We start from the raw sequence: 19,510 nt of genomic DNA, 5'->3' as shown, positions 1-19,510 counted from the left end.
CTAATTCTCTTCCGTCTGCTTTGCTTTCAGCAAATCCCTAATTTCTACAAGAAGCTCCTCCTGGGTTGGTCCCTTCGGTGCCTTCTCTTCGGCTTCTTTTGCAGCTGCTCTCGTAAATGTCGCTGTCACTTTTGCCGCAACCTTCACCATGGCAAAAATACACACACCGATAATCAAAAAATCGATGATATTCTGTATGAAACTTCCATAAAGAATCGCTGTTTCCGGTGTTACGACAGCGCCGGCAGCGTCCAGCTCAGCTTCCTTTATCACCCACTTTAAATCTGAAAAAGAGATTGTACCTGTAATCGCTCCTAGCGCCGGCATAAGGATATCGTTTACAAGAGATGTTACGATTTTCCCAAAAGCACCTCCGATAATCACGCCAACAGCCATATCAATGATATTTCCTTTTAAGATAAAGGCTTTAAATTCGCTGACTGTGCTGCCTACAGTGCCTGTCAATTTGTTTTTCTTCTCCATAAAGTTTTCCTCTGCTGTTCTTTTCTTTTGCATCGTTCATCGTTTTTTTACGATATTATTTGAAATTCATCTTATTTTAGCATATTTTGATAAACACGGCAACCGGTTCCCTACTGTGCATCTCAACCTAAAATCCTGTTTTCAAGAAAAAGTGTATAACATTTTTGTTCTGTACTTTTATGCAGCTCGCATTTGGCGTAAGATCTCATATAAAATCACCAAATTCTTACGTAAAATGCAGTATTTCTACAGAAAATCAAGGGTAAATCCTATCTGAAGCCCGGGGTATCACACCTATTGATGATGCAATTTGACTTCAGTTATACACTTTTTTTGTATTTTCTATTTCTCGGTTAAGATTCGTCTCCCCCAGTTATACATATTTTATCGAAAATCGTAATTTGGGTTGAAATCATTTGTTCATGCGCCAGACGCACAGCATTCGCAGACTTTCTAATTTTTGAAAACGTTTTTACCCCCCTCTTTCCTGCCACACGCACTGAAATCTTATCCTTGACAGAACAACATTCCAAAGCTAGTATATTCTTGATAAAAACCTGTGCGTAACCGCAGGTTTTTATCAAGAACACATTATGGGAGGCAATTTGTTATGTATAGAAAAATATCTGAAGAATTGCTGGCATTTCTAAACGCCAGCCCCAGTTGTTTCCATGCTGTAAAGAACATGGCAGACACACTGGAATCCAAAGGCTTTACCAAGCTTTGCGAAGAGGAAAAATGGGCACTTGCCCCGGGTGGCAGCTATTTTGTCACACGAAATGACTCGTCTATCATCGCATTTACCATTCCGATAGGTGGCATCAACAGCTTTCGTATTATGGCAAGCCACAGCGACTCTCCTACTTTTAAGGTGAAAGAAAACCCTGAAATTACAATAGAAAACCACTATACCAGGCTCAATGTGGAGCGCTACGGCGGCATGATTTACAGTTCGTGGTTGGATCGCCCGCTTTCCGTTGCCGGTCGTATCATCATAAAGGATGGCGATAAATTCATAACAAAACTGGTAAACATTGACCGTGACCTGCTGTTGATTCCAAATCTTGCCATTCACATGAACAGGGAGGTTAACAGCGGATACAAGTACAATCCGCAAAAGGATCTGCTTCCACTCTATGCTGCTTCTCCAGCTGAGGGTTCTTTCATGGAGTTGATTGCAGAAGCTGCAGGTGTGCGGGCAGAAGATATTCTCGGTCACGATTTATTCCTTTATAACAGGCAGCAAGGCACCATCTGGGGCGCCAATAACGAATTCATTTCCAGCGCCAAACTGGATGATTTACAGTGTGCCTTTGCATCATTACAAGGATTTTTGCAAGGAAAAAAAGAAAAGCATGCTGCAATTCACTGCGTCTTCGATAATGAAGAAGTCGGCAGCGAAACCAAGCAAGGCGCGGCTTCTACCTTCCTGAAAGACACTCTAGCTCGCATTTGCGAAGGGCTCTCCATGAGCCATGAGGATTATCTGGTTGCTATCGCAAAGAGTTTTCTCGTCTCTGCCGACAATGCGCACGCAGTGCATCCAGCTCACGGAGACAAAGCTGATCCAACCAACCGTCCTTATATAAATAAAGGCATCGTCATCAAGTATAACGGTGACCAAAAGTACTGCACTGATGCTGTTTCCTCCGCCATGTTCAAGGATTTGTGCCAAGTCTGCGGCGTGCCTGTTCAGTCCTTCGCAAATCGCTCCGACATGGCTGGCGGCTCCACGCTGGGCAATATCTCCACCTCTCAGGTTGCACTGAACTCCGTTGACATCGGTCTGCCTCAGCTGGCAATGCATTCCCCTTATGAAACCGGCGGTATCAAAGATACTGCAGACTTGGTTCAAGCGGCTGCTGCACTGTTTGCATAAGATATAGCAAAGAAAAAGCTTTCGTTCTTTAACTGTTTAATCATGTCGGTTAAGGTAGCGAAAGCTTTTAATTTTTTATGATGCAATAAATCATGTCAGAAGCTGGGTGCCCATAGGAAGCCACAGTGGTACCACAAAGGTCAGAATAGTTCCGCTGATGAGTGCCACCATGGAAAGTTCCGGACCCACATAGCGACTGACGGGCACTAGCATGGAATCCATACAACCAGCAGCACCTGAGGCTATGGGGCTACCTTTGCTGATTCTGATAAGAACCGGTAGCAGTGCCACAGTCAGTACATCCCGCAGAATGTTTACAATAAATCCATAAGTTCCGGCCTCAATGCCAAAAGTATCCGTCATCGCTGCACCCGTCAAACTGTAATATCCCATACCGCTTGCCGAAAGCACCGCCCAGTTTGTCGGCACGCTCAGCACCACGCCTGCCAGCATTCCCCCGAACAGGCAACCCACAAAAATCCCTGTGGGCATCAATAGCACTCGAAATCCCAATCGACGAATATAGCTAAACACACTTTTGTTGGACGCAAGACTCACCCCAACGCCTGTATAAAGAAAAATCAGACAGCCAGTCAACATTGCATCTAACAGGTATTCCTGTATATTCTGCATAAAAAATCTGCCAGCAATCATGCCTACTGCAATGCACACAGGCATGATAACAATCAAAGGTGAAAAGCTACTTCTTCCTTTAGACTTCGATTCGCTTCCAGAAGCAGTATCCGATGCTATAGAAGCCCCTTTTTCCATATGAAGCTGCAGACGAATTTTTTCAAGAGGCATGATTGTCTTTTCTAAAAGTACTGTGACCACCACACTGCAAGCCACTGCGCTTAGAGAAATGAGGAAGCAGTTGATCCCAATCCGATTCAAATTACCCATGACCTCCTCACTGGTTCCGATGTTGATTCCAATTACAACCATCAGTAAAAATAAAGCCAGATTTGTCAGGTAATCTATGTACTGAAGAATTTTTTCGGGCAGCCCGCGCCAGTTAATCGCGGCACCTAAAGCAAGACAGATAAAGGGAATATAGACGTTCATGCTACTGACCTCTCTTTCTTTTGTTTCTTTTCTAAATATTATACGTTTGTCCAGCGTAGAAGTCGATTGCTTTTTTGCAATCATATAGAATTGCTAAATAATTTGTGATTCCCCTAATATTATGCGCTTAATCATAAACCGCTGTTCTCTATTTCAAATTTCTTTGTTTACAAAGAAATCATATCATTCAAAACTCGCTTCATCACTTTTTCAAGTTCATTGTGAACTATCATTTCATTTATGAGTTTTGCGCAAAAAGGCGTATAACTATAATCTTAAAAAAAGAACAAAAAAGAGGGAGGAATTCTTAAAATGAAGAAATTTTTAACAGTGCTTCTTGCATTGTCAGTTGTCTTCACTTATAGCTTCAGTGCTGTTGGCTCTGTTTTTGCAGCTACACCTAGCGAAGCAACCGCTGCTGCGGCTGCTGCAAAAGAAGAGGCTAAAACAGCGGCTGAATCCGCTTTAAAAACTCTGGCTTATGCAAATGGCAACTTAGCTTTTATTGGCGATGAGGCATATGCAGGCGGATCTGTCGTAAGTAAGACCGCTGTAGATCAGGCTGCTGCAGATCTTCAGGCTGAAATCAATAGAGAAATTCAGAAAGCTGCAGATGCTACTGTTACTGGTGATTCCAGTGCACAGACAATTGAACAGGTAAAGACTGCATACTATGCAGATGCAGACACTTATTTAAATAAGTTGTTTGACGAAAACGGTGGTGACTATGCTTATACTAAAGTTTATGCAAAGCAGGCGGTAATTGACAAAGCTGCTGCATTAGCAAAGCTGAATGCTGTTGTTTCTGCGAACTACTACGATGCTGATAAGGCTGCTGTAGAAGCAGCAGTGAAAGCAGCTAAAGACGTGATTGATCCGCTGACAGGCGTTGCTGCTGATTTAAGCACAATCAGTACTGCAATGACTACTTTTGATACTGAGTTTGCAAAGTATAAGATAAAGGCAGATATCGATAAGGCTGTTGCAGATGCTAAGGCTGCTGCAATTAAAACCCTGAACGAAAAAGCAGATACTTTTAAAGAAAATGAAATCAAAAGATTGACTGCGGAGATTGAAGCTGATGATGCTACTCCGGCTCAGATTACAGAAGCAAAAACTTTACTGAACAGATTGAATGCAAACATCACTGCTGTTATCAATCTGCGTACAAATGAAATTAATGCAGTTACAGTTGATAAGTCTGCTGACTTAGAGACTGCTGTAAAGACTACCATTCCTAGTAAAGTTGGTTCTGACTTTGATGACGACGATGCATTTTATGAGACTGTAAGCGGTTTAGGCGGAGTTTCCTACTTAAAGGATTACGCTGCAACAAAGGCTGCTGCTTTCAAAACAGAGTTAGGTACTGATGGCACTATCAAATACTATGCTGCTACAGTTGATGAAGCTCTGAAGACTGTAACTGATAAAGTTGCTAGCTTAGAGATTACTACTGTAAAGGGCGTTGATGAAGCATTTGATACCGCTTTAGCTGGTAAAACTAAGAAAGAATTAGACGAAGCTTTAGCTGCAACAAAAACAACTAAGAAAGCCGCAGTTGATGCTTTACTGACTGGAAGAACTTTCTCCGGTGAAAGAAAAGACAAGGTTGATACACTTGTAAAAGAAGCAAAAGATGCAATTGATGCCGCAGCTGATGAAGCAGCTATGGATAAGATTATCGAAGACGTTACAGCTAAACTTGCAGCTGTACTTGATGATAGTCAGATTGCAGCCTTAAAGGCAAAAGTAGATACTGAATATGCAGATCCATATAAGGCTTTAATTGATGGCTATGTTGATTCTCTTATCGCAAAGAATGGTGCTGAAAAATACGATGCGGCTACACAGAAAGCTGGTATCGAAGCAAAAGTAAAAGAATACTACTATGATTTAGTACTGGCAAAAGAAGATAAAGATTTAACTAATGCTGCAGTAAAATCTATCCTGGCACAGAACTATTCTGGTGCTGTAGCTGTTGCTGAAAAGAATCTGGTAGCGAAAGATACATTAGCTGCTGCTGAAAAAGCAATCAATGATCAGTTAGATGCTTTAGATTACACTGTAAATGCAGAAACAACTCCAAAAATCTTGGCAGCTTATGAAGCTTACAAGAACTACAAAGAGTTAAACGGCAGCAATGATGCTAACGTAAACAAGAGCAAGTTAGACTACCTGGTAGGTCAGGTTGTAGCTGCAGAAAGAAAAGTAATTACAGATAAGATTACTGCAATCACCAATAAGACTGCATTCACTTTAGATGATATTGCAGCATTAGAGGAATTGAAGAAAGAAGCAGAAGCATTCAACGCAAAATACGCTGAATATCCTGGTTTCACTGAAATTGCAGATCCAACTACAGATGCAACTACAGTAACTAAGATTGCAACTGCGCGTTATCAGGATGCAATTGCTAAGATTAACGCAATCCCTGCTGACTTAACATTTGCTGATAAGGCTGCTGTAGAAGCTGCAAGAGCTGCTTATGATGCTTTAACTGAAGCACAGAAGGTTGCACTGAACAACTCCTTCATCACTAAGCTGGTTGCTGCTGAAACAAAGCTGGAAGTATTAGAAATTGCTGCTGTAGAAGGTCTGAAGATTACTGCATCTTCTACTGCTGCAAAAGGTTCTATCACAGTTAAATGGACAGTAAAGGGTGACACTTCTGCTGCTGACGGATTCGAAGTATTCAGATCTGTAAAGAAGAACAGCGGATTCACTAACAAAGCATTCTACACTACTGATAACAATGCTAAGAGATCTTACAAGAACACTAAGTCCCTGAAGAAAGGAACTAGATACTACTACAAAGTAAGAGCTTACAAAGTATTAGCTGATGGAACTAAGATTTACTCTGACTGGTCCAGCAAGGCTTACAGAATTGCTAAATAATGAGTGTAACACCCTAAAAAGCAAATATAAACCTTAAATAAAAGAGTCGGTTATCCGGCTCTTTTATTATGTCACTAATACGAACAAAATGCCCATAATATGGATATTTTTGTGTATGGTTTCTTTTTTTTGCATAATTATAAATAAACCTGATTTATAATCACTATATGAGTTGGCTTATCTTTATCCTTGAAATTTCAAGTATTTACTCTTTTGAATTTTAGTACTAAAATAGTACTTATTCGCCTATTTTTTCCAACAATTATCGCAGAATTTTATATTGACTTTGAGAATTGGTTTGATATATTTTGGGCTTAATTTAAGGTATAGAGGAAAACTTTGAGCATTAATTTATGGGAGGAATGGATATGCCAGCATATAAAAATCAGAATGGAACTTGGTATGTTTCTTTTTACTATAGAGATATGAATGGTAAAAACGTAAAAAAGAAAAAAACAGGATTTAGCACGAAAAAAGAAGCACTGAAATGGGAGCGCCATTTTATAGAGACGAAATCCGGAACACTGAATATGACCTTTGAGGCTTTTGTTAACGTCTATGTGCAGGATATGAAGCCGCGTCTGCGACTTAATACATGGCTTACTAAGGCGCATATCATCGAACAAAAATTAACTCCTTATTTTTCTGACAGGCAGATGTCAGATATTACGCCTGCTGATATTGTTAAATGGCAAAATATCATGATTGCGTACCGAAATGACAAAGGAGAGGGCTATGCAGAAACCTATCTGAGAACAATTCAAAATCAGCTGAGTGCTATTTTTAATCATGCAGTGAGATTTTATAATCTGCATAGCAATCCAGTTCGGAAAGCTGGAAAAATGGGACGAGAGAAATCACGAGAAATGCAGGTGTGGACGAAAGAAGAATATTTTCTATTTGCTAAGGCAGTTCGAGATTCACCAGACACGTTCTACGCTTTTGAACTGCTTTACTGGTGCGGTTTACGGATTGGTGAGTTGTTAGCACTTACTGGAAAGGATTTTGATTTTGAAAAAAGAACGTTATCTATTGATAAGTCGTTCCAACGACTTGAAAAAAAGGACCATATCACTGCACCTAAAACAGAAAAAAGTAATAGAGTTATTACTATGCCGCAATTTTTGTCAGATGGACTATATAAGTATTTAAAAAAGAAAAGACGCATTAATTCAGGGAAACGTATTTTTACCATGTCTCGAAACTTTTTGCATACTGAAATGCGTAGAGGCTCTAATCTAGCAGGGATTAAAAAAATACGGATTCATGATCTCAGGCATTCACACGTGTCCCTTTTGATTTCGATGGGGTTTACCCCTGTGGACATAGCGGGAAGACTAGGGCATGAAAGCATCGACATTACACTACATTATGCACATATGTTCCCTACTAGACAAAGTGAAATGGCCAAAAGTTTAGACATGGCATTCAGTGATAAGAATGCTTACTAATATGATGTAAAAAGTACTAATATGGTACTAAAAAATACTGTGCGGAAACTAGATGAACTTATTCTAATGATCAGCTTTTTTGTAGAATAGATGCTGGCTTGATCAATTTAAAATACTCATGAATAAATTTTAGAAAATACTGGTTAAATATAAAACAATACATAAAAGAAGGTCGGAATAAACCGACCTTCTTGATTTTTTGGATAGGTGAATCACCAATTATTTAGCAATTCTGTAAGCCTTGTTGGACCAGTCAGAGTAAAGCTTAGTTCCATCTTCCTGTACTTTGTAAGCTCTTACTTTGTAGTAGTATCTAGTTCCTTTCTTCAGGGACTTAGTATTCTTGTAAGATCTCTTAGCATTGTTATCAGTAGTGAAGAATGCTTTGTTAGTGAATCCGCTGTTCTTCTTTACAGATCTGAATACTTCGAATCCGTCAGCAGCAGAAGTGTCACCTTTTACTGTCCATTTAACTGTAATAGAACCTTTTGCAGCAGTAGAGGATGCAGTAATCTTTAAGGTTTCAACACTCTTTAAAGAGATAACAGCTAATAGTTTTTCTGCGCCTTCAAGTTTCGCTAATAAATCTTTATTGAAGGTTGCTTTCTGTGCATCAGTTAATGCATCGTAAGCAGCTCTTGCAGCTTCGATATCAGCTTTGTTAGCCTCTGTTACATTTACAGGCAGAGCAGCGATTTTCTTAGCAGCATCAACAACCATAGCGTTAGCAACTGCTTCAACAGCAGCATCCAGTTTTGCAGTGTTTAATGTACCATATCCGTAGTTATAATCGCCAGCGCCATATGCACCATATGCATCTTTGTAAGCATCTGCAGCAGCCTGAGCAGCATCTACAGCAGCCTTATCAGCTAATGTAGCGTTAGCAGGAAGTGCACTAATCAGTGCCTGGGCAGCATCTTTTTCTAACTTCACTAATTTTGTCATGTAAGCAGTGAATAAGCTCAGATTGCTAATATCAGCTCTAGGATATTTGTTAGCATCGTATGTTTCTAAAGCTTTCTGAACATCTAAGTACTGCGCTTTTGCATCTAAAGTTACATTTGTTGGCAGTGCAGCGATAGCATCTCTGATTGCTTTTGCAGAATCAGCGATTTCAGCGTCTGTCTTCATACCGTCAATAATCTTTAATGCATCTGCGTAGTTTGCCTGAAGAACCTTCTGGACAGCGGCGCTCTTATTTGCAGCTGCGGTAGTTGCATCGTACTGATCTAATGCTTTTTCAACTAAGAAATCAACTGCAGTTTCAACGACAGCTTTCTTAGCTTTGTCCTGTGCAGCAGTGTTCTTTGCAGCAATTGTATTGGCATAAACTTCTAAGGAGCCTAATACAACGTCTGTAGCAGGATCAAAGACTGTACCAGCAGTACCATTATTAACATAGGTCAATGCTTTTAATTCATTCCAGATATCAGTTCTTGTAAGTTCAGTCTTATCAGCAATTTTATCCATTTTGCCTTTTGCTTCAGCAGCTAAAGCATCGATTTCAGCTTCAGTTGTAGCAGCTTCAATTTTAGCAACATATTCATTCTGAATTGCTTCTACTTTTTCTGCATTTTTGCCTTCCCAGCCAGTAATCTTATAAGCATTAGACTTACCACCCGTTACTTCTGCATCTGTATAAGTACCGGTGATGTCTTTGATTGCTTCTACTTTAGCAGCAGCCAAAGTGCTAGCAGAATCAGCAGCTGTTTTCATATCATCGAATGCATTAATGATAGCGGTTGTTGCTTTAATTTTTCCATCATAGATTTCTGCAGTAACAGCTTTCAATGTCTTTTCTACAGTTTCAGCAGTATATTTTGCTAAGCCAGTAGTTGGATCATATTCCTGCTTTTTCTGTTCTGCGATGGATTTTGCATATGCAATTAAGATTTTAGCATCATTGAGATTTGAAACAGCTGTTTCATACCCCGTGAAGCTTGTAGTAGTAAAAGCTGCAGTAGCTTTTGCTTTAATTGCATCTACAAGACCTTTGTTTGCATCATTGGCAGCATAAGCTTTTGTATCATCGTAAGATACCTCAGCAATCTGAGTTTTATACAAATCAACTAATGCATTTACATTTGCATTCAAAGTTGCTTTCTGAGCCTGTGCATTTGCAATATCAGTAGGATTAGTTGCGTTAGAAAGCACATCATTATAGTGAGTGATTGCCAGAGGCTTAAATTCAGCAGCTAAAGCATCGATATCGGATGCCGCAGCATTCTTTGCAGCAGTTAAGTCAGCTTCATACTGTACTTTAGTCTTTAAAGTAGCAACAGCACCATTAAAGGTAGTAATTGCACCGTGTAAGCTGTCAGAAGCGTCCTTAGTGTTTCCACCTTTTGCAGCTGCGATTGCAGTGTTTGCATCAGCGATAGCAGAAGTTAAAGCCGTCTGATTAGTAGTTGGATAGTCATTTACTACGTAAGAAGCGACTTTTGCTTCGAAAGCAGCAACTGTATCAGCAATTACTTTTGCATAAAGTGCAACAGCCTGTGTTGTGAAAAACTCAGTTTCCAACTTTGCAGAAGTGTTAATATCTTCCCATGCATCGTCAAGGTCTGTGCCTGCAGCATCTGCCTTTGTGATTTCGCCATTGTATTTGTCTTTGATAACAACTGCAACTGCATCAACTGCAGCCTTTGTAATATTGCTATCAACAGCAATGAAAGTAGTAGCGCTCTGTGGTAAAGAAGTAACATAGCCCGAAGCATTGAAACCAATAGAACCAACGTAGGCATCTACAGCACTTTCCATCTTTGCTCTTTCAGCTGCCACTTCACTTGCAGTTGCTGCAAATGCGCTGCCAACAGCACTGAAGCTATAAGTGAAGACAACTGACAATGCAAGAAGCACTGTTAAAAATTTCTTCATTTTAAGAATTCCTCCCTCTTTTTTGTTCTTTTTTTAAGATTATAGTTATACGCCTTTTTGCGCAAAACTCATAAATGAAATGATAGTTCACAATGAACTTGAGAATTGCTAAAATAATGGTATATACAATGCAATGACGATGTAGTATAATATAAGCAAAGGAGGCGATGTGATGGCAAATACAGGATTAATACAAATTCGTGCAGCAGAAGAGGATAAAAAACAGGCAAGCGAGATTTTGGAAAAATTAGGAACAAATCTATCGGCCGTAGTTAATATGATGTTAAAACAAATTATTCTGACGGAGAGTATTCCGTTCGAGGTTGCTTTGCACCCTGCCAAGCAAAAAGTAACGATATCAGCTATTGATGCAGTAAATGCTACAATGGCATTGGAGGGTTTCAATTTAAACGCTGATGATATAGATTTGCTGGAATATTATAGTAGAAATGCTGAAAAGGGTGATGAAATTCGGAAAAAGATTCTAAATGAACTGAGGGTAGATAATGAATGATAAAAAATACTGTTATCCTCAAAGTAATGTATTAATTAATAAGTTATCTATTCACAATGCGGAGAGGCTTGCTGAAGCGGAGAAGAAACTGACAATGTTGCGTCTTTTGGAATTGCAGTATGAACCTGTTGAAGGCGAGTTGGACTTTGCTCATTTGTGCGAAATACACAGATACATTTTTCAGGATGTATATGAATGGGCGGGTCAATTGAGAACAGTAGATATTGCAAAAGGAAATATGTTTTGCAAATCGGAATTTTTACGAGAAAATGGTGAGCAACTATTCTTAAAGCTGAAAGAAGAAAATTATTGTGAAAATCTTCCGTTGGATATGTTTGTTAATAGATTGGCATATTTTTTCTCGGAGATAAATGCGCTCCATCCTTTCCGGGAGGGTATTGGAAGAGCACAACGTGAATTTATTCGAGTGGCTGCATTAAACGCAGGGTATCTGATAGATTTCAGTCGTATAACCCAAGAGGATATGATATATGCGAGTAAGGAGTCTTTTTTATGTAACTACCGTCCTATGCAAAAGCTGCTTTCGAAGTGCATTTTTAAATCGGGGGATATATATTAGCATTAAATGCGTATGAAAAGAAGGTCGGGCGAGCCGACCTTCTTGATTTTTTGGATAGGTGAACCATTAATTATTTAGCAATTCTGTAAGATTTTTGGAGTTTTGAATCTGAGGGGATATCAAAGTCTTTAATAAATGCTTTATTTCAAATAGAAAAGCAGTATACTAAAACTAAAAAGCATGAGATATATTTTAAGATGTTTCTTCACACGGATTATAAACTGTGCTAAATGTTTTGTGAGTAATGATTTCCTACTGGACTTTAAATCAATCATATGTTAAAATATGATCAGTTATAACTTAGTAAGTTAAGACTGAGCAAATATCGAATTGGGAGATTACAAATGTTTATTGGACGAAAATATGAGCTGGATAAACTCAATCAACTTTACGCTACAGATCGTTTTGAGTTTGCTGTAATTTATGGTAGACGACGCGTGGGTAAATCAACTTTGATTAAAGAGTTTTGCAAAGATAAAAAGGCAATCTATTACATGGGAATGGAGGCAGCAAGCCAAAGCAATATAGACAGCCTTTCTGCAGCGATATGGGATTTTGAGGGGCGGAAGCTGCCTGCGCCTTCTTATGGCTCTTATGAGGCACTTTTCGACTACATTGATACTATTTCAGATGAAAGAATTATTCTTGCAATTGATGAGTATCCTTATTTGGCAGAGGATTACCAGGCGTTGTCATCACTTCTGCAAAAACACATTGATATGAAGTGGAAGGATTCAAAACTGATGTTGATTTTATGCGGCTCATCGATGAGCTTCATGGAAAATCAGGTTTTAGGCTATAAAAGTCCACTGTATGGACGCAGAACTGCCCAATTTCGAATGGAAGCATTCCGCTATTATGAACTTAAGGAATTCGGCTGGGATTATACGGAAGAGGAACTGGCACTTATTTATGGAATCACAGGAGGAATTGCGGAATATGTGAGCTTTATTGATGGAACTCGCACTGTGAAAGAAAACATTCTGAATATGTATTTGGATCAGGCTGGCAGAATGTTTGAAGAACCCAGCAATTTGATGAAACAGGAACTTAGGGAACCAAGGATGTACCATACGATTCTTGGGAGCATTGCATCAGGCAGCAGTACGCTAAATGAAATTGCAGGAAAAGCCAGAGAGTCTACTGCGTCTTGCGCCTATCATCTGAATGCCCTGCAAGCGTTGGATATTGTTAAAAAAGAAACTCCTGCGGGGGAAAAGGAGTCTTCGCGAAAAACGATTTACCGAATTAAAGACTCTGCATTCCGCTTTTGGTATCGGTTTGTTTTCCCTTATCAGACCTTTGTTGTCAATGGAAACGGAGAATATGTTTATGAGAATTTTGTAAAACCTTTTTTATCTTCATTCATGGGTACGGTATTTGAAGACATGTGTTTGTCCTATTTAATGCACCCGGAAACATTGTTAAAAGTACCGTTTCCTTACAGTGAGGCTGGAAGATGGTGGGGAAATAATCCAAGAGAAAAAAGACAGGAAGAAATTGATATTTGCGCATTGGGCGCAGATGCGATCTTGCTTTGCGAATGTAAATGGCGCAATGAGCCTGTTAAATTGCCCGTTTTAGAAAATCTACGCAGACAAGGTGGATTGTTCCACCAAAGCAAAAAATGTTATTGGTTGTTTTCTAAATCATTGTTTAGCGAGTCTGTACTAAGTGCGTGTAATGCGGACGGTAATATAAAATGCATCAGCCTTTGTGAGATGTACCAGGTAGATTAAAAGACGAACATGACAATATGAAAAGAAGGTCGGGCGAGCCGACCTTCTTGATTTTTTTTGGATAGGTGAATCACCAATCATTTAGCAATTCTGTAAGCCTTGTTGGATTAGTCAGATTATAAGCGCTTACTTTCTTCAGGTACTCGGTATTTTTGTAAGTACTCTTTGACTTCTTTTCCTGCGTTTAAAGATGGAATTATCTATCAGTCCTTGAAAGAGGTCTGAAATCCGCTGCCTCAGCTGTTTCAACAGATTCGGCAACGATAACGCTCACGTTATGGTTGGAACCCATGACCCAGATGATGTCCTCCTTGGTAATTAGAGTATTGATATCAGGCATGATAATCGGGTAGCCGCTTTGCTGTACGCCCAGCACCATGCAGTGGAACTTTTCTCGAATATTACCGTTCTTAAGGGTTTTTCCGGCATAAGATTCATTGCCGGTCACCTTGATTGCACAGACAGACAGCGCATTGTCAGCGTCAGGATAGTCTGTCTCCATAAACTTCTTTAGGGTTCTAGGAGGTTTAGAAGGCTTCATTTGTACCAGACGATAAAAGTTTTCGATGGACTTTAAATCTCCAACGACAAAGACTTTATCGCCTGCGGCAATGGTAGCCTTAGGTTCCGGTAAAATAATGTGCTTGCCATGATGGCGGATTTTAACAACATATACGTTATATACTTTCCCCCATTGCAGATCAGCCAGGTGCTTACCGAGAAAATCTGCTGACTCCGGCGCAATTAAGGAAATAATATGAAGTTCCGTATCCAGCCAGGACTGGTGCAGCCCTTTTTCTTCTTCGGCCTCAATCAATCTTTCGTTCAGATTGCGAAGAAACTGAGTTTCCAGTCTGAGGTAAGCCGTTGAGAGAAAGTTGCTTTTTCCGGCAATGAGCACTGCGATAATAATAAAGATAAATAGGTATGCAGGATTGATTTCGAACAATACGCTAATTGGAATCATGGCAATTGTTGCAGTCAATATAACGCGAACGGCTGCCAATACGATTAGTGGTAGTCTATTTGCCCTTTTTTTGAGCCATAGAGAGGTGAAAAGAGCATTGCCGGGGTTCAGCATAGGTCTTACAAAAATCGCTATGACGAAGAAAATTATAGCGCAGGTAGCGATGCTTGCAGAAAGTGGAGTAAGTGCTCCTGCTAAAAACGGATAAATGCCTTCGATACCAACCATGACAGCAACAAGCATGATGACACTATAAAGTGCTGTTCTGGAAACAAATTTTCGGATATATTCATTCCAGTCTGTATCTTTATCATCATCAGTCTGGTCGCTGGAAGTATACTGGTGCAGCTTTTGAAGAAGACTCTCTGGAAGTTTTCTCTGCAAAAGGTCAGTAACGCTACTGGAATTTTTAATTAAAAATGGTGTTAAAAACGTAGTTATCACTGCAGCAGATACGATAATCGGATAGAGGTTTTCTTCCATCACACCAAGGCTGACGCCCAGTGCCGCAATGATAAAAGAAAATTCCCCAATTGGCGCCAGACTGAAACCGCTTTTTACGGCAGTGTTTAAGGTTTGACCGGATAACAGCATGCCGACTGTGGCAAAAATCAGTTTTGCAATGACCGCAACTACAGTAATTACTGCAATGATGGGAGCATAGTTTACAATAGCATGGGGATCAACTTTCATGCCGACGGACAGAAAGAAGAAAGACACGAACATATCCTTAACGCCGCCGGTAAGATGTTCCACTCGTTCAACATGAATGGTGCCCGCAAGAAGAGAGCCTGCAAGAAAAGCGCCCAACTCTGAAGAAAATCCCAGAAAGTTGGCAATCATAACCATACCAAAGCAAAGTCCTAATGATAAAATAAGAAGCATTTCATCATTCATCACCTTGATGACTTTGTTCAGGAAGGTTGGGAGTAAATAAATGCCGAGAAGCAGCCAAACAACCAGATAGCAGACCATCAGTGCCAGACTGATCATCAACTCTTTGCCTGCAACGCTCTGGCTGACAGAGATAGTGGATAGAACCACCATCATAAAAATGCCCACGATGTCTTCAATAACCAGAGTGCCCATAACTAGTTGGGAATACTTTTGTCCTTTGATTTCCAGTTCTTCAAAGCTTTTTTGTATGACAGCGGTAGAACTGATGGAAAGCATACAGCCCAAAAAAAGACTGCTGATGACGGAAAAACCCATCAGGATACCGACTAGGTATCCTGTCAGCATGACGCCGCCCATCTTTATAATGGCAGAGATGACTGCCGTTCCGCCCAGTTTTGCAAGCTTATGCAGATTAAATTCAAGTCCAATGTGAAACATCAGAATAATAACTCCGATTTCACTCCATAGATTAATGGAATCGATGTCTTCTACATTGAAAAATAAAGGAAAGTACGGGCTGATAAGAAAGCCCGCCAGAATATAACCTAGAATCAAAGGCTGTTTGATTTTTTTAAATAAAATTGTGATAAGACCGGCAGTAAGCAGCATGACGGCTAAATCAGTAATCATGTCAGGTGTGTGCATGAATCAAACCTCCTTTTGTATAAAATTTGTATACTATTATTATATATGAAAAACTTTCGGGGAAAAAGAAATTATTGTGAAAAAGGGGCGTGAAATTATAAAATCAGTAAAAAGTTTAATCTGTAATTGCTTTGTGTGAGGATACTGCAAAGGGATATCTGCAGCATTGCTGGATCATCTATACCGGCTTCAAAGAGAGCATTTTCTCATTTCTAACTGTATAATGACTGCATCTTGTTCACTGTATTATGAAGAAAAATGCAGATGAGTGATGAATTATCATTAAAAATATGATATACTAAAAATACAATTTCGAATAAACTTTATTACCGAGAGAAGGTCTCCATGAATTACACGCTTATGAATAAAGAGCGTCCTATCCTGACGTTTTCTACTTTTAAAACTGAATATGGTACAACCAAGGCGAAGAATGTAAAAATTCTGGAGCCGGACGGACTTCCCGCTGCATATGACGGCAGCATAATTCGGTTTATTGAACGGCGTAAAGCTCCTAAGCACCGCAAATATATCCGGGGCATTTTGAAACAGCTGGGAGCAGAGGATATTGACGGCTTTATTAAAGTCAGCCGGGGTGCATCTTTGAATGATACCTTCTGGGTAAGAAATGATGAAGAACCTCTGGTATGGAAGCAGGTTTCTCTTTACCAAAATGATTTTGACGAAAATATAGCACGAATTGCTTTTGAAGGCGGTTCCGGTAGTCTCAGCACAACGACACCGGAACTTTCCGTAGACGGTAACTATGCAAAATGCTGGATTCGTGAGAATGAACAGCTTTTTCTTCTGAAGCGGGGCAGCGAGACTCACGGGCAGGAGGTTTTCGCCGAGTACTATGCTTCGCAGCTGGCAGAGGCTTTCTGCGCTGATTCTGTTAAATATGATTTAGTAAGTCACCACGGACACCTTGCTAATAAGTGCGGGATTTTCACCAGCGAGGAAGTAGGATTTTCTCAGATGACATATCATGTGGAAAATCCCCAGTCGGTTTCTGTCCAAGAGGCGCTGGCGGTGATGGAAAAATGTGGCCATGGTGAGCATTTCAGGCGAATGATGGTACTGGATGCACTGATTCTCAATATTGACCGCCATTTGGGGAATTTTGGACTTCTGGTGAACAATGACACTCTAAAACCTATAGGGATGGCTCCAGTGTTTGATCATAACCGATCTATGCTGTTTCATATGGATGATGACCGTTTTATGAGACAGAATATGGATTGTCTGATAGATATTTATCCGCGCCTTATGGGGGAATTCAATATCAACGCTAACGATATGCTGACAGACGAAATTCGAAGTGACCTGAAAAATCTTTCCGGCTTTGCGTTTATTCCTCACGAGAAGTACAACTGGCCGAAGGTGAGACTGGAAAAATATCAGAAGTTTATGGACACGCAAATTGACCGCATACTGAAACGAGAGAAGCTGTTTATCAGCAGTTTTGAGTAATGTATAGCAGGTAAAAGGCACCGTAACCTAAAGTTGCGGTGCCTTTTATAATTGCGTTTTATTTTACTTTAACCTTCTTTACTGTTGTCCAGTTGCCCCAGACTTTGGTGCCGTCGGCTAAAGTCTTGTAGGAACGAACTTTTACGTAGTAGGTAGTACCCGGTTTCAGATTTTTCAGGGTAACGTAAGTTGTCTTATATCCATTATCCTTATGAGTGATGTATTTATCTTTGTAGCTTCCGCTGCGACCGTATTTTACCTGATACTTGGTAGCACCGTCAACCTTTGTGATGGTGACTTTTGCCTGACCTTTTGCCGGCGTAGTGATTTTGAAAGTCGGCTTTTTAGGTTTTACGGTAACGTATACGCTCTTCACTTCAGGATTGAATTTAACATCATTGGTAGTTTTTACTGTAATAACAGCTTTACCTGTACCTTCGATTGTAACGGTTCCGTTTGCAGATACTGTTGCAACGGTTGGGTCGCTGGTTTCGTAAGTGATAACGCCATCGCCGTTAGTAGTAGCACCCAGATTGAAATCCGCACTGGTCAGGTATTTGGTGTAATAAGTATAGTCAGTAGTCAGTTCCTGTGTCTTACCATTAATAGTAAAGTTTACATTCTTAGTACCGGAATAGTTGCCAATACCTTCGATTACTGCAGTAGCAGTACCGCTGTTTTTGTTGTTTTTGTAGGTTACTTTGTAATCGGTTCCATTTACCAGCTTAATCGTGCCGTTGTAAAGGGTAACAGCAGGCTTGTGTTCCGTTCCTGTGTACTGATAGGTGGTCTGGGACAGGGTTGCCGTAAAGCCGGAAATATCCTGACCTAAAATTTTGAAGGTTTTATAAACAGAGCCGGAGTAGTTGCCGATACCGTAGATATATACAGTTGCTGTACCGATGTTGGTGTTATTTAGGTAAGTAACTGTGTAGTCAGTACCTTTTACCAAAGTACGTCCGCCGCAAGCTACGCTGACAGAAGGTTCAATTGCTTTGCCGCCGTTGAACTGTGCACTTGCCGGTAAGGTGACGGTTGCATCTTTATCGTTAAGTGCTTTTGGTGTAATGCTGTAAGTGAACTCAGCTGCAACACCGCCGTAATTGCCGATACCTACAACCTGTACTTTTTTGTTTGCTTCAACTTTGGAGCTGGTATCATAAACCAGTTTATAGTCTACACCTTCACGGTATTTGGAAGAGGATGTAACTAATACCTCAGGTTTGATTACGCTTCCTGTATACTCATAAGAAGTCTGCAGCAGTGAGAAAGCATTAGCTGTCAGGCTGTCTTTTACTGCGTAAGTTCTTGTAATCTGACCTTCGTAGTTGTTGATACCGTCAATATAGACTGTGGCAGTACCTTTCAGGTCATAGTTAGCATAAGATAGTGTATAGTCCTGTCCTTCAACCAGTGTTTTAGCACCATCTTTGATGACTGGTTTTGGAACGACATTTACTACCTGATTATCAATTGGTGCAACAGTGACATAGGAAATGGACTTTGGCAGGATGTTAAAAGTCTTGGTTAAGGTGCCCGCATAATCGCCTTTGCCTGTAACAGTTACTGTTGCATTACCGCCTACGTTGATATTATCGCTATAGGTAACTGTGTAGTTTGTGCTGCTCAAAATATTATTGTTGGAGTCTTTTACTACAACAGCCGGAGCTTTTGCAGTTCCATCATAGCGCTGGTCAGCAATCGGCTGAATTGCATAATTTGCAGTACTGAGATCTGTACCGCCGTTTACTCTGATGCTTCTGGTTCCTGTATAGTTGCCTTTCCCTGTAATGGTAACCTGCTGTGCGCCTTTGACTACCTTGGCATCAGCAGCTGCAGTGATTTCGTAATCGGTGCCTTTAACAAGGGAAACGCTGCCGTTCTTCAAGGTGAACTGCAGGGCAGAAATGTTAGTTCCAACAGCAACTGTCGGAGGAACAGTCAATGTAACATTATTGATGTTCTGCTGTTTAATCTCGAAAGTTAGTACGTTGTTCACGTTAGAACCAGTCTTAATTTCGTATGGGACATCTGCACCAGTTCTCATA

Annotated in this window: 12 protein-coding genes; 7 read left to right on the top strand and 5 right to left on the bottom strand. The window is 40.2% G+C overall.

Annotated features, from left to right (window positions below; translation table 11 throughout):
* Positions 1 to 483, bottom strand: coding sequence for a large-conductance mechanosensitive channel protein MscL (gene mscL / locus NFR88_RS12425; RefSeq protein ID WP_160203186.1), 483 nt, complete (start codon positions 481 to 483; stop codon positions 1 to 3).
* A 610-nt stretch (positions 484 to 1,093) separates the two neighbouring features.
* Between mscL and NFR88_RS12420 the strand changes: the two genes are divergently transcribed.
* Positions 1,094 to 2,362 carry a M18 family aminopeptidase gene (locus tag NFR88_RS12420; protein ID WP_251616379.1) on the top strand — a complete coding sequence of 423 codons (1,269 nt, stop codon included), beginning with the start codon at positions 1,094 to 1,096 and terminating at the stop codon, positions 2,360 to 2,362.
* A gap of 90 nt (positions 2,363 to 2,452) precedes the next feature.
* On the opposite strand, the gene NFR88_RS12415 is transcribed toward NFR88_RS12420, so the two are convergent.
* Positions 2,453 to 3,427 carry a LysO family transporter gene (locus tag NFR88_RS12415; RefSeq protein ID WP_251616376.1) on the bottom strand — a complete coding sequence of 325 codons (975 nt, stop codon included), beginning with the start codon at positions 3,425 to 3,427 and terminating at the stop codon, positions 2,453 to 2,455.
* A gap of 312 nt (positions 3,428 to 3,739) precedes the next feature.
* Between NFR88_RS12415 and NFR88_RS12410 the strand changes: the two genes are divergently transcribed.
* Positions 3,740 to 6,322: a fibronectin type III domain-containing protein gene (locus NFR88_RS12410; protein WP_251616373.1), complete on the top strand. Its 2,583-nt coding sequence runs from the start codon at positions 3,740 to 3,742 to the stop codon at positions 6,320 to 6,322.
* Positions 6,323 to 6,690: 368 nt separating this feature from the next.
* Positions 6,691 to 7,773, top strand: a complete 1,083-nt coding sequence (locus NFR88_RS12405) for a site-specific integrase (RefSeq protein WP_251616371.1) — start codon at positions 6,691 to 6,693, stop codon at positions 7,771 to 7,773.
* Between the two features lie 219 nt (positions 7,774 to 7,992).
* Here the strand turns inward: NFR88_RS12405 and NFR88_RS12400 are convergent, their stop codons facing one another.
* Positions 7,993 to 10,650: a fibronectin type III domain-containing protein gene (locus NFR88_RS12400; protein ID WP_251616370.1), complete on the bottom strand. Its 2,658-nt coding sequence runs from the start codon at positions 10,648 to 10,650 to the stop codon at positions 7,993 to 7,995.
* Positions 10,651 to 10,822: 172 nt separating this feature from the next.
* Between NFR88_RS12400 and NFR88_RS12395 the strand changes: the two genes are divergently transcribed.
* The 3 genes from NFR88_RS12395 to NFR88_RS12385 all read left to right on the top strand — a co-directional run bounded on the left by NFR88_RS12395 (position 10,823) and on the right by NFR88_RS12385 (position 13,483).
* Positions 10,823 to 11,164, top strand: coding sequence for a type II toxin-antitoxin system RelB/DinJ family antitoxin (locus NFR88_RS12395; RefSeq protein WP_251616369.1), 342 nt, complete (start codon positions 10,823 to 10,825; stop codon positions 11,162 to 11,164).
* Positions 11,157 to 11,744: a Fic/DOC family protein gene (locus tag NFR88_RS12390; RefSeq protein ID WP_251616368.1), complete on the top strand. Its 588-nt coding sequence runs from the start codon at positions 11,157 to 11,159 to the stop codon at positions 11,742 to 11,744. Before NFR88_RS12395 ends, NFR88_RS12390 begins: the two co-directional genes overlap by 8 nt.
* Before the next feature lie 344 nt (positions 11,745 to 12,088).
* The gene (locus tag NFR88_RS12385) at positions 12,089 to 13,483 is read left to right on the top strand and encodes an ATP-binding protein (protein ID WP_251616367.1); all 1,395 of its coding nucleotides are present in this window, start codon (positions 12,089 to 12,091) and stop codon (positions 13,481 to 13,483) included.
* A gap of 196 nt (positions 13,484 to 13,679) precedes the next feature.
* Here the strand turns inward: NFR88_RS12385 and NFR88_RS12380 are convergent, their stop codons facing one another.
* Positions 13,680 to 15,992, bottom strand: coding sequence for a monovalent cation:proton antiporter family protein (locus NFR88_RS12380; RefSeq protein ID WP_251616366.1), 2,313 nt, complete (start codon positions 15,990 to 15,992; stop codon positions 13,680 to 13,682).
* Between the two features lie 345 nt (positions 15,993 to 16,337).
* Here NFR88_RS12380 and NFR88_RS12375 point away from each other — a divergent pair, with 345 nt between their 5' ends.
* Positions 16,338 to 17,462 (top strand): HipA domain-containing protein, encoded by a 1,125-nt coding sequence (locus NFR88_RS12375; RefSeq protein ID WP_251616364.1) that lies wholly within the window; start codon positions 16,338 to 16,340, stop codon positions 17,460 to 17,462.
* Between the two features lie 58 nt (positions 17,463 to 17,520).
* On the opposite strand, the gene NFR88_RS12370 is transcribed toward NFR88_RS12375, so the two are convergent.
* Positions 17,521 to 19,509, bottom strand: a complete 1,989-nt coding sequence (locus NFR88_RS12370) for a fibronectin type III domain-containing protein (RefSeq protein WP_251616362.1) — start codon at positions 19,507 to 19,509, stop codon at positions 17,521 to 17,523.
* Position 19,510: the final 1 nt, after the last annotated feature.

Source organism: Senimuribacter intestinalis, assembly GCF_943192965.1.
Taxonomy (GTDB): Bacteria; Bacillota; Clostridia; order Peptostreptococcales; family Anaerovoracaceae; genus Senimuribacter; species Senimuribacter intestinalis.
This window is presented reverse-complemented; position numbering and strand designations above follow the sequence as displayed.

Excerpts from the sequence above, each read along its gene's own strand:
- mscL (WP_160203186.1), bottom strand. The coding sequence starts at position 483 with ATGGAGAAGAAAAACAAATTGACAGGCACTGTAGGCAGCACAGTCAGC.
- NFR88_RS12420 (WP_251616379.1), top strand. The coding sequence starts at position 1,094 with ATGTATAGAAAAATATCTGAAGAATTGCTGGCATTTCTAAACGCCAGC.
- NFR88_RS12415 (WP_251616376.1), bottom strand. The coding sequence starts at position 3,427 with ATGAACGTCTATATTCCCTTTATCTGTCTTGCTTTAGGTGCCGCGATT.
- NFR88_RS12410 (WP_251616373.1), top strand. The coding sequence starts at position 3,740 with ATGAAGAAATTTTTAACAGTGCTTCTTGCATTGTCAGTTGTCTTCACT.
- NFR88_RS12405 (WP_251616371.1), top strand. The coding sequence starts at position 6,691 with ATGCCAGCATATAAAAATCAGAATGGAACTTGGTATGTTTCTTTTTAC.
- NFR88_RS12400 (WP_251616370.1), bottom strand. The coding sequence starts at position 10,650 with ATGAAGAAATTTTTAACAGTGCTTCTTGCATTGTCAGTTGTCTTCACT.
- NFR88_RS12395 (WP_251616369.1), top strand. The coding sequence starts at position 10,823 with ATGGCAAATACAGGATTAATACAAATTCGTGCAGCAGAAGAGGATAAA.
- NFR88_RS12390 (WP_251616368.1), top strand. The coding sequence starts at position 11,157 with ATGAATGATAAAAAATACTGTTATCCTCAAAGTAATGTATTAATTAAT.
- NFR88_RS12385 (WP_251616367.1), top strand. The coding sequence starts at position 12,089 with ATGTTTATTGGACGAAAATATGAGCTGGATAAACTCAATCAACTTTAC.
- NFR88_RS12380 (WP_251616366.1), bottom strand. The coding sequence starts at position 15,992 with ATGCACACACCTGACATGATTACTGATTTAGCCGTCATGCTGCTTACT.
- NFR88_RS12375 (WP_251616364.1), top strand. The coding sequence starts at position 16,338 with ATGAATTACACGCTTATGAATAAAGAGCGTCCTATCCTGACGTTTTCT.
- NFR88_RS12370 (WP_251616362.1), bottom strand. The coding sequence starts at position 19,509 with ATGAGAACTGGTGCAGATGTCCCATACGAAATTAAGACTGGTTCTAAC.